The following is a 12487-nucleotide window of genomic DNA, read 5'->3' as shown; positions in this document are numbered from 1 at the left end:
ATATGAAGATTAATATGAAACTATGGTTTCCGGCTTTAGTTAGGTTCAGCATTCATTTTCTGCTATTGATTTGCCTGGCTGCAAATGTTTCTGCTCAAACCCGGCGGGATACATTACGCTTATTTATTATAGGCAATAGCTTTTCCCAAAATGCATCCACCTTTTTGCCGCAACTGGCAAAAGAAAGAGGAAAAACGCTCATTATCGGGCGCGCTGAACTTGGAGGGCATTCACTTGAGCAGCATTGGGGTTATGTAGAAAAAGCAGAAGCCGATCCTGATGACCCCAAGGGAAAACCTTACAGCGGAAAATCATTAAAAATGTTGTTGAGCCAAGGGAAATGGGATATTGTTACTATCCAGCAGTATTCTTTCCTTTCGGCAGACTCCTCCAGCTACTATCCCTATGCCGGCAAACTAATTGCCTATGTTAAGGCGTTGCAACCTCAGGCGCGTATTGTCATCCATCAAACCTGGGCGTACCGTACCGATGCAAAGAAGTTTGGGCGTATAGCCGAAGGCAAACCCGCAATGAGCCAGAAGGAAATGTGGCAGAAATCACGTGCGGCTTATCATCTCCTGGCAAAGCGGATCAATGCCCGGATTTTACCAGTGGGTGATGCTTTTGAAGTCGTGGCTAACCACAAAAAATATGGCTTCAAACCCGATCTTTTATTTAATTATAATCAGCCTACAGCTCCAAATCTACCAAATCAAACCCATTCGATCAACATCGGGTACTTCTGGAGTAAAAAAGAGCTGGTGTTCGATCCTAATCATGCCAACGATGCAGGGAAATACTTAGGTGGATTAATCTGGTATGGCATCCTGTTTGATGATTCAGTTAAAAATATCCGGTTTAAGCCAGAAACAGTCTCCGACGAATTTGCCCGATATCTTCGTAAAGTGGCAGCCCATACCATAAGTAAAAAACAGCCCGTAAAATAATTAGCGATGCTCATCCTCATTCCATTTGGGCTATTTTCGGTTCGCAAATCTCAAACTTTTTGAAAATAAACTGCAGAAATTACTCATCCGTACAAAAACAAACCATTTCCGTACAAAAGTGAACCCTCTGAAGCAGATAAGCATATAGATTTGTGTTAACCAAATAATAAACCTAACTAAGTATGACAACCCATTTCCCAACTATTCCCGCTATTGCAAACGAGGAAAACACAAAATCTGAATTACGAGCCAGTACATTGATAAGGCCCTTCCGTTTAATTATCATTTCCCGGCATCATGTTTAGCTTAAAAGTCTGCATCAAATTCAATAAAAATGCTTTTGTACTGCTTTCCTATCTCCTTTCCTAAATTCAGCTGATAAAAACTGAACCCTTTTAGAGAATTTACGAGGACACCTGTAAGGTATCCTGGAGATTCGTTATGCACGAAAGTGGAAGTATTTATAATCCTATAACTCTAACCATATATCAGATAGATGATAAAAAAAATAAACCTAAGGTCCAAATGCTGGCTTTCTGTGGTTGTTGCATTCTGGTGTCAGGCACAGGCATTTCCGGCCGAGCCCATAAAAATAACCAGCAGCACCCTTACCAAACGCTCCATACCGCTGTTTCAGGAAATAACCGGAACCGTTAAGGATGAGAAAAATCAACCCATTCCCGGTGCAACCATAAGAATAAAGGGAACCACTATTGGTGTTCAAACCGATCTGGATGGAAAATATAAAATTAATGTTAACCCTGGGCAGGTGCTTGTTTTTTCAACCATTGGTTTTGAAAGCAAAGAGATAACGGTTGGTGCTACCAGCGTAATCAGCGTTACTTTAACCTCAGCAAGCAGCTCGCTCAGTGAAGTAGTGGTAAACGGTTATTCTACACAAAGACGATCAGCCGTTACTGCTGCCATCAGTACCGTTTCTGGTCAGGATTTATTAAAAGCGCCGGTAACCAATGTTAACAATGCTTTGGCCGGTCGCGTACCTGGCCTGGTGGTGCAGCAAACCTCCGGACGTCCGGGGATTAATGGTGCAGCTTTGTATATCCGGGGACAGGTATCTCCCTCAGCTACAGCGCTTATTATTGTTGATGGCGTTGAACGGACTTCCTTCGGGGATATTGATCCCAATGAAATTGAAAGTATCAACGTCCTCAAAGATGCTTCATCTACCGCCTTATATGGTTTGAAAGGTGCAAATGGTGTGTTTGTGGTCACGACCAAAAAAGGCGTGGAGGGGCCGGCAAGGGTAACACTTTCAGGTAATCTCGGCATCATCAGTGCAACCTCCCGTCCGGAAATTCTGGGTGCCTATGAGAGTGCCGTGCTGTTAAGCGAAGGCCAGCAAAACGTTGGTGAATCGCGAACCTTTACCGATCAGGATTTAGCCATCTTTAAAGCCGGAAACGGCAATCCGCTACTTTATCCAAATGTGATGTGGTATGATGAACTGGTTAAGGACCATTGGATGCAAAACCAGCAAAACCTGACCATATCAGGCGGCAGTGAAAAAGTAAAATACTTTACCTCGTTCAGCCACATGCGCGAGGAAGGAAATTTTAAGGAATTTAAAACACCATTAGATTATTCTACCTCCCCGAGCTATAGCCGTTACAACTTCAGGGCCAGGGTTGGCATAGACCTGACCAAAACCACTAATTTTGAGGTTAATCTTGCAGGCCGGAACGAACACCGCTACAGTCCGGCAGGCATGAGCGAATATAATGACCCTGCGGGGGTAGTAAGTAACGGTATTGAAGGGCTTGTGGGCCGGGCGTTGAAAATGCCTTCATGGGCAGCACCGTTTTTTAAAGAATATATCAATTCCGATGATCCTAAAATTATTGCTTTGGATGGAAATTATAACCACATCGTAAATTATGGACTAGGTGGGGTAAATGCTTTCAACCCTTATGCTTTGCTCACCTACGGCGGATATGCCTTTACCGATAATAATATTGCAGAATCGATTTTCACCTTAAAGCAAAAACTTGATTTTTTAACCCAGGGCCTGAGTTTTAAGGCTCAATTTGGTTATGATGCCACACAATTATCCGGAAAGCTGCAACGTGGAAGTATAGGTTATCTAGAGCTGGATAGAGCGACTTTGGCACTAACACCTGTAGGTGGTACCTATAATGACTTTTTTGGGGCACCTGCTTATTCAAGAAGTGGTTTTACCAAAACGAATCTCCAGTTATTTTTAACCTACGGTAGGTCATTTGGCGAGCATAACCTGAGTGCTAATCTAATCGGTCAACGCGAACTTCAGGGCTCGGCTGCGGCTGCTGCTCCTTATGCCAATCAGGGAATCATCTCAGAGGCCACCTATAACTATGGAAATAAATACTTTATAACGGCCAGCGCCACTTATAATGGTTCGGAAAACTATGCCAAAGGTTACCGTTACGGATTTTTTCCGGCAGCAACGCTGGGTTACAATCTGGCCAACGAGGAATGGATGAAAAAATTTACCTGGATCAGCATGCTCAAAATACGCGGTTCTATTGGAAGGGTAGGTATTCCGAGTCCGGGAACAAGCCGTTTTTACTACCAGAACAGGTTTGGGGCCGGATCAAACGTAGTGTTTGGCAACCCGAACAGTAACTTCAGTGCTCCGACTTATACCCAGTTGCAATATGGCAATCCATTTATCACCTTTGAGGTTTCCTTAAAAAGAAATATCGGGCTTGATCTTTCTCTTTTCAAGGATAAGCTGAACATCACCGCAGACCTTTTTGATGATGAACGTTCGGATATTTTAACTACCCGTTCGGCAACCAGCTTTGCTACTTATGGAGCTACTGTGCCAAGTACCAATTATGGTATTAATTACAACCATGGATATGAGCTCTCGGTAACTTACCGGGATAAGATTAAAGATTTTACCTATTCCTTTACGGGAAATCTGAGTTATGCCAGAAATGAGCGCAAAGTACTAGACGAAGCGCCTGGTCTTGCAGAAAACCTTCGGGTATCTGGCAAGCCAATCGGTACCTATTTCGGATACCATGTTCTGGGTTTTTATGCAGATCAAAAGGATATAGACAGCAGTCCGATGAATAAAATTACCGCTTATCCTTCTATACCGGGCGATTTTAAATACCAGGACGTAAACGGCGATGGGATAATCAATAACCAGGATGTAATAGCCATTGGGCATCCTAATATCCCGGAGTACAATGCAAGCTTTAATATGCAGTTTGGGTATAAAGGATTTCAATTATCGGCACTGTTTAATGCGGTAACGAATGTAAGCTCAAATGTTGTGTTTCAAAGCGGTGGCCTTAATCAGTATTATGCACCGATGTTAAATAGGTGGACGCCTGGCAATACCAATGCAAGCTGGCCGGTAATTCGTCCGGGGCTGAATGCAAATCCTAATGAAAGTCTCAACGACTTTATACTGCAAGATGCTTCCTATATCAAATTACGAAATGTGCAGTTCAGTTACAGTTTGCCTAAAAAATGGATAACAAGACTCCGGTTAAATAGTCTTACCGTATTTGTTAGTGGTCAGAACTTAAAAACCTGGACCAATTTCTATGGAATAGACCCTGAAAATAGTTTGTCGGGAAATGCCTACGCTTCTTCCATCGCCACTATTCCCACTACCAAGGTTTTCAATTTTGGCCTCAATTTATCACTCTAATTAAAGGTTACAATCATGAAAAAATTCATATATCTTTTGTTTTTACTTTTTCTCTCTACTGGTTATTCCTGCAAAAAGGATTTTTTACAACGTGATGTGGGTATCCAGAGCGATCTTGAAGAAGTTTTTAAAGACCCGCTGCTGGCTTCCCGTTTTGGTGACTTTACCTATACCTTTTCTATCTCAGATTATGGTCGCTTGAGTGGGTACAAGGGAATGACCTCACAATTTACAGATGAATCCATTGCCAACAATGGTCAGATAGAAGTGGCGGCAATGAACAGTGGTCAGTTTTTAGATCCCGGGGCCTCAGATGTAACAGGCATTTACACCCAGATGTATCGTGGAATTAGAAATGCGAACCTGATGCTGGCCAACATGGATAAAACACCATGGACAGATCTTTACAATCCTAATTACATTAAAGGTGAACAACTTTATCTTCGTGCTTATTTTTATTTTGAGCTTTTAAGACGCTTTGGCGGAGTAGTGATATTAACCCAGCCACAGGATTTTACCGAGGCCTCTACAGATCTTCCCCGCAGTAGTTATGCAGAAACTTTTGCGCTGATTTTAAGTGACCTGGAACAGGCCATCACGCTGTTGCCATTAACCAATGCCGACTGGCCCAATCCGGCAGCACAATCTAACCGGGCTACGGGGGCTGCAGTGATGGCGCTTAAAGCAAGAGCTTTGCTATTCGATGCCAGCCCGTTAAATAACCCTGGCAATGATTTGGCAAAATGGAAAAAGGCTGCAGCCGCATCAAAGGCAATTATAGACCTGAATAAATTTTCACTGGAGCCCAATTATGCCAACGTACTCACTGTAGCAAACTCTAACGAATATATCCGGATCTGGCCGCGTGGAGGCCGTGGATTTATTGGTACTTACCTCAGCGATTTTTTGATTCCTACGAGTTATGGAGGAGCACAATCTAACCTTTCACCTGTTCAGAATCATGTTGATCTGTATGAAATGGCGAATGGTAAACCGATTACCGATGCCACCTCGGGATACAATCCACAAAATCCTTACCTCAACAGAGATCCGCGGTTTTATGTGAACATCCTTTACAACAATACCACCTGGCAGGGGCGGGCGGTGCAAACCTGGCAATCTGAACCCAATGCGCAGGGTATTATAACTTATGGAACTGATATCAGTACCGCCACGTCAATAACCAAAACCAGTTACTACCTGAAAAGGCTCTGGCCGGAAGCTTCACGTTCGGGCTCAACAGCATCAGCATTGCTCAATTATGTTTTCTACAGATATGCTGAAGTACTGATCAATTACGCCGAAGCTTTAAATGAAGAAACAGGGCCAACTGCTGAAGTTTATGATGCGGTGAATGCCATTCGCCTGCGGGCTAAAATGCCGGTTTTGCCAGTTGGTCTCAGTCAATCTGAAATGCGCGAACGCATCAGAAACGAGCGTGCCATAGAGTTCGCTTTCGAAGACATGCGTTGGTGGGATATACTTCGCTGGAAAAAAGGGCCTGAAATCGTTGCTCAGCCAATGAAGGCCATGAAAGTGATTAAAAATGCCAATGGATCTTTCAGCTATAATGTGGTAGAATTACCCGCATTTAAAAAGGTATTCAATAATAACATGTATTTATACCCGATTCCCAGAGCAGAAATGAATAAGACCAGTGGTGCCTTGAAACAGAATCCAGGCTGGTAGTTATTCAGTTATACATAATTTAAAAGATAAGAAATGACAAGATATATTAAATGTTCGGGCATTATGCTGGGCATCATCTGCTATCTGTTTACCTGTACAGCCTTAGCACAAACTACCGGTAAGCAGGAGACTGTTACAGGCGAAAATGCTAACCTGACAGACTCAACAGATAAATTAATAGAAATTCCATTTGGTACACGCAGCAGAGAAGAACTAAATTATGCCCAGAGTTCGCTTCGCTACAACCAGCTCAGTAAGGTGCCCATCAGCAACCTGTCTGGTTTACTTGCCGGGAGATTGAGTGGTTTTTTATTCAGGTGGACAGGTAATCAGCCTGGCGGGGGAAACGTATCCTATCAAATCCGCGGAAAATCATCTTATGCGCAAGGTGCTTCACCTGCTTTTCTGGTTGATGGAATTGAACGTGATTTCGAAGATATGGATATTAGCGAAATTGAAAGTGTAACGGTATTGAAAGATGCTGCTGGCTTAAACTGGTATGGCCTGAATGGAGGCAATGGCGCAATTCTGGTAACAACAAAAAGAGGTAAAGTAGGAGAGAACCTCATTTCTTTTGATGCCCAGGGTGGTTTTCAATCTGCCGGCAACCTTATTAAGCCCTTAAATTCCTTTGATTTTGCTACCCTGTATAATCGAGGGCTAACCAATGTGGGGCAGGCACCGGCTTATAATGATGCTGCCCTGGAAGGTTATAAAAACCATATTAATCCCTTTCTCTATCCGGACAACAACTACCTAGATCGCTTTCTAAACAAAAGGGCAGCTACACAAAGGTATGCGCTTACCTTCAGCGGAGGGAGTAATAGGGTGCGTTATTTCAGCTCCGTTAGTTACTTTAATCAGCAAGGTCTTTTTAAAGAAACTGAAACACCTAATTACAATTCTAATTATGGTTATAAACGTTATAATTTCCGTATCAATTTAGACTATGATGTTACTAAAACACTTACGCTTACGCTGTTGGCAGGGGTTAGGAGTGAGGTACGCAATGATGTTGGAGATGGCACCAGCACTGTTTTTAGTAACTTGTATAACTTGCCGCCAAATGCCTTTCCTATTTTAAATGCAGATGGATCTTACGGCGGAACCTCACTTTTTCAAAATAATCCCCTTGGTCAGTTACAGGCTACAGGATTCTCCAGAACCACAACTAATATTTTACTGGCCAGTATCATGGCCGACCAAAAACTGGATTTTATCACCAAAGGCCTATCCGCTAACTTATTCTTTTCTTACGATGGTTATGGTAATTATGGTGATGGCCTATCCGAAAATTATGCAGTTTTCAATCAGACAGTCACTCCTGTACAAACTTATCGTACGCCGGCGGTTATTGCTTACCGGACTGCAGCATTCCAAACCAATACCAAAAATAATGAACTCTGGTTTGGCTTAGATTACAACAGGAGCTTTGCTACAGATCATCAGCTAAAAGCCAATATACGTGCCCAGCAATATGTAAGTGCAGCGGTAGACCGGTTGGATTATCGTTCCCGTATGCTCGTGGGGAGAGCAGATTACAGTTTCAGACAGCGCTATATGCTGGGGTTTACGGGGAGTTACTCCGGGTCTGAGAACTATGCTCCGGGAAGACGTTTTGGCTTTTTTCCGGCAGTATCGGCCGGGTGGCTAATATCCAGAGAAGATTTTCTGAAGGATGCTTCAGTGCTTAGCTATCTTAAATTGCGGGGATCTTATGGTCGCTCGGGTAATATTGGTCCAACTTACGATGCAAATGGTAATGTGGTCAGGTTGCCATACCGTACGCTGTTTACCAGAGATGCAGGCCCATTCTTGGGCTCTACTTTTTCTACTTCAACCACCGCAAGACTGGTAAGTCCGGCGGGTAATCCCTTAACCACCTGGGAAAAAATTGACCGCCTGAATGTAGGTACAGATGCAGACTTTTTTAAGGGAGCACTTTCCTTCTCTTTTGATTATTTTGATGAAAAACGAACGGATATACTGGGGCCTGCAAACCTACCAGGTATAGTTGGAATTGCCATCGCGCAGGTAAATTCGGGCAAGGTAAGTAGTAAGGGGTTTGATGCCAGCGGAACTTTCAATAAAAAAATTGGTGAAGTGCTGATCAGTACCAACGCCAACTTTACCTATGCTAAAAATGTAATTTTGGAAAGAACTGAAAACGTATTGCCTAGTCAATCTACAATAGGCCGATATGTGAATGGCGGAAATTATTACATTGCGGAAGGTATTTTTCAGAGTCAGGCAGAGATTAATGCCAGTCCGAAACAAACCCTTTCAAGCCTTGTTGTGCCGGGTGATCTTAAATACAGGGATGTTAACAATGACAATGTAATAGACGCAAATGATGCAGTCTCAAGCGACTATACAGATATTCCGAAAATATTTTATGGATTTGGCTTTAATATTAAATATAAACAGTTTGATTTCGGAGCACAGTTTCAAGGTGTTGGTGGCAGAACCGTAGATGTCTCTGATATTGTATATGCAGGTCCAAACGGGTTAAACCAGCTGAGTTTAGATACCTGGACTCCAGCCACAGCGACTACGGCAAAATATCCGCGTATCGGAATCTCAGACAATGGAAACAACACAGCCAACTCTACCTTTTGGTTGTATTCAGGAGATTTTTTAAAACTCAGATCTGCTGAAATTGGATACAGTACACCACAAAGCCTGAACCAACGCTTACGATTTAAAGGCGCAAGGATTTTTGTAAGTGGCAATAACATCTTCTCAATTTCTAAACTCGGTGAACTGGGTATTGATCCCGAAACACCCAATGCAGGTCGTTTTTCGTCTTACCCTTACGTAAAAACCTTTGCAATAGGCTTAAATGTTAAATTTTAATTCAAAATGAAGATGAAAAAGAAAATATATGTAATGCAAATTGTTTTGGCTGTTGTGCTGATGAGCTTTGCTGCCTGCAAAGATGAATTCTTTGAACCTTCCTACAGTGAAGGTCCCGTTAATGAAGAAGCCATCTGGAATACCGACAGGCGTGTGCGTGAGTATTTAAACAACGGTTACAATTATATGCTGGCCAGGTACAACGTTGACGGCTCAGGTGCATTAATGGCCAGCGGAAGTGATGAAGCCGTAAATTCAAACTTAAACAGCAACGTAAACATCTTTAATAATGGCAACTGGAGCAGTTTAAGGACTTTTGATGAGCAGTATACCAATCTTTATAATGGCTTATGGGTGGTGAATACGTTTTTGGAGCGATCGCCCACGGCTGTAATCTTCCCGGCAAGCGATCTTCGCGGATTAAGAGGAGAAGCATTTTTTCTGAGGGGTTTATTTCATTATGAATTGTTTAAAAGATATGGCGGAATTGTCCTGGCCACCCGGTCCTTTTCACCTGTAGAAGACCTGAACATTCCCCGCAATGCTGTTGATGATGTGGTAAAACAAATTGTTAAAGATTGCGATTCGGCAATCAATCAGATTCCTGCAGCTTCTACCAGAGATTGGGACGCTGCTAATTACGGACGTGCAACAAAGGCTGCGGGAATGGCGCTGAAAGCTAAGACACTGCTGGTTTACGCAAGTCCTTTGTATAACCCGGGTAACGACCTGCAACGCTGGCAAAATGCCGCAAATGCCGCAAAGGATTTAATCGACTTAAATAAACACAGCTTATTGAGTATGGCCTTATTCCCGAACTTATGGGATTACACCACTGCTGCAACTTCTTACAACAATGAGGTTATCTTCGCCACACCGGCAAGTAATACCAATGCAATAGAAGCAAACAATGCGCCCATTAGCTTCACAGGCGGATTGGGCAGAACAAACCCTACTCAGAATTTGGTTGATGCTTTCGAGATGACCAATGGTAAGCCCATAACCGACCCTGCATCAGGCTATGATCCGCAAAATCCGTATGCGAACAGAGATTCGCGTTTAAACCAGTTTATTGTTTTTAACGGTGCAAATTTTAAAACAGGCAGTCTGACCCGGGCTGTGGAAACTTATGAAGGCGGGCGTGATAATGTGCCTTCCAATGTAAACAGTACAAAATCCGGTTATTACCTGCGAAAGTTTTTGAGTGGTAACGCTACTTACAACATCACGGGTACCACAAGTGTAAGACGGCCCTGGGTCTTGTTTCGTTATGCAGAAATTTTGCTCATCTATGCAGAAGCCCTGAATGAATTTAGCGGTCCGGATGCAGCGGTTTATGCTTCCATAAATGCTGTACGTAACCGTGCAGGAATGCCTGCACTGGCCGGGTTAACACAATCGCAAATGCGTGACCGGATTAAAAATGAACGCCGGGTGGAATTGTGTTTTGAAGAACAACGGTTTTTCGATGTCCGCCGCTGGAAGGATGGGGAAAGTAATTTTAACGGAGCGGTTAGGGGGATGAAAATCACGAAGGTGGGTACTGCACTCACCTATAGCCCTTTTGTAATTGAAAACAGAATCTTTACCAGCAAGAACTATTGGTATCCTTTTCAACAAACTGAACTCAATAAGGCAAATAAACTTATTCAAAATCCAGGGTATTGATGATGATGAACAGATTAAAATCCTTTGCTCATCAAGGCAGATTGCTCATCAGCTCTAGGATGAAAAAACAGTGATCTGCCTGATTGGGCTAAATTTTCTTTCGACCTGCTTATATGCGCAGAAAACAGATAAGTTTATGGGAGAAATCGTTAATTATGATGAAAGTAACGTCCCAGCTTATACCTTACCCGATATACTGCTTACCGCAAAGGGAGAAAAGGTAAAAAATACCTCTGCATGGGAAAAGAAGCGTAGACCAGAACTTTTAGCCCTTTTTGAAGAACATGTTTATGGAAAAACACCGGGTGGTTTAGATAGTTTAAAATTTGTGGTTACCAATGAGAAAGCCGATGCCATGGCAGGAAAGGCCCACTTAAAAGAAATAAAAATTACGGCATGGAATGGCGGCCATTCGGTATCCTTTCCTGTAGTACTCTTTATTCCCAACAAGCGAAAAACACCTGCTCCGGTATTTTTACTGATTAACAACCGAAGCAGCAGAAATACAGATCCGGAGAGAATAGAAAAGAGTACTTTTTGGCCGGCGGAGATGATAATCGATAGCGGTTATGCCATTGCTGCTTTTCATCATTCGGATGTAGCTCCTGACCGTAAGGATAGCTATCAGAATGGCGTATTAAAACAGCTGTTTCCTGCAGAACTGGCAAAAGATAATGGCATGAAGGCCATTGGCGTTTGGGCCTGGGCCGCCAGCAGGGTAATGGATTACTTCAAAACAGATAAAGAAATTGATTTTAACAAGGTTGCGCTGGTAGGGCATTCGCGAGGTGGTAAAACAGCCTTGTGGGCGGCCGCCCAGGATCAACGTTTTGCTATGGTATTCAGCAGTTGCTCAGGCAGTACAGGTGCATCGCTTGCAAGGCGTAAATACGGAGAAACCATAAGCCTGATCAATAAGCAGTTTGGTTATTGGTTTAACAATAATTACAAGAAATATAGCAATGATGTAAACAGCCTGCCTGTTGACCAGCACATGCTCATTGGTCTGATTGCCCCAAGGCCGGTTTATACAACCAATGCTACAGAAGATCGATGGGCAGACCCTTATGGCTCATTTCTATCATTGGTACATGCTAAGCCTGTTTACGACCTCTATGGTAAGAAAGTTAACCTTCCCAAAGAGATGCCTGGTGTCAATATCCCGATAATTAATTCGGCTATGGGTTACCATTTCAGGGAAGGAAAACACGACCTCAATATTTATGACTGGACAAATTTTATCCGTTTTGCCAATCTCCACTTTAAATCATGAGGTTTGGGCTTATGTTGTTGTTAGGCAGTTGATTATGTTGTTTTTCTAATTGCGTATGTGAAGAAAGAAAGTTGGTTAGTTTTAGTTGATGGAGGCATGCTGCAAAGCGCCTCCTTTTTTGTTTTCTTAATCACAAACCCTGTTATAGCTTTGAAACATAAAGTACGTGAGACTGTATTAAAAGTGAAATCTGGTAATTAAGGCCTGAATTTTATTTCGTTCTGCGTCATTCTCGCATAGGCGGGAACCACGGAGTGCTCAGTAAAGCTAATCTTAAAGCGCGCTGCAATAGCATTAGGATTTCTAGTTAATTGGGAACAAAGATGTATCAAAATACAATTTGCTCGGTGAGCCAGCATAAATCTTTTTGATACGGCCTATTTTTCT

6 protein-coding genes are annotated in these 12487 nt (G+C 42.8%); all 6 read left to right on the top strand.

The genetic code is table 11. From position 1 onward, the window contains the following. Positions 1-2 precede the first annotated feature (2 nt). Positions 3-947 carry a DUF4886 domain-containing protein gene (locus ACQ86H_RS17485; RefSeq protein ID WP_431291916.1) on the top strand — a complete coding sequence of 315 codons (945 nt, stop codon included), beginning with the start codon at positions 3-5 and terminating at the stop codon, positions 945-947. A gap of 538 nt (positions 948-1485) precedes the next feature. Beyond that, complete coding sequence (locus tag ACQ86H_RS17480) at positions 1486-4614, top strand: SusC/RagA family TonB-linked outer membrane protein (protein ID WP_431291915.1); 3129 nt, start codon at positions 1486-1488, stop codon at positions 4612-4614. A 15-nt stretch (positions 4615-4629) separates the two neighbouring features. Next, positions 4630-6303, top strand: a complete 1674-nt coding sequence (locus ACQ86H_RS17475; RefSeq protein WP_431291914.1) for a RagB/SusD family nutrient uptake outer membrane protein — start codon at positions 4630-4632, stop codon at positions 6301-6303. Between the two features lie 33 nt (positions 6304-6336). After that, on the top strand, positions 6337-9159 hold the full coding sequence (locus ACQ86H_RS17470; protein WP_431291913.1) for a SusC/RagA family TonB-linked outer membrane protein: 2823 nt from the start codon (positions 6337-6339) through the stop codon (positions 9157-9159). 12 nt (positions 9160-9171) lie between these two features. Next, the gene (locus tag ACQ86H_RS17465) at positions 9172-10827 is read left to right on the top strand and encodes a RagB/SusD family nutrient uptake outer membrane protein (RefSeq protein ID WP_431291912.1); all 1656 of its coding nucleotides are present in this window, start codon (positions 9172-9174) and stop codon (positions 10825-10827) included. Between the two features lie 136 nt (positions 10828-10963). After that, complete coding sequence (locus tag ACQ86H_RS17460; protein WP_431291911.1) at positions 10964-12100, top strand: prolyl oligopeptidase family serine peptidase; 1137 nt, start codon at positions 10964-10966, stop codon at positions 12098-12100. The last annotated feature ends 387 nt before the right edge of the window (positions 12101-12487 follow it).

Origin of the sequence: Pedobacter sp. P26 (genome assembly GCF_050632135.1) — a bacterium.
Taxonomy (GTDB): Bacteria; Bacteroidota; Bacteroidia; order Sphingobacteriales; family Sphingobacteriaceae; genus Pedobacter.
Note: the sequence above shows the minus strand (reverse complement) of the source record. Positions and strands in the feature narration are given on the sequence as shown.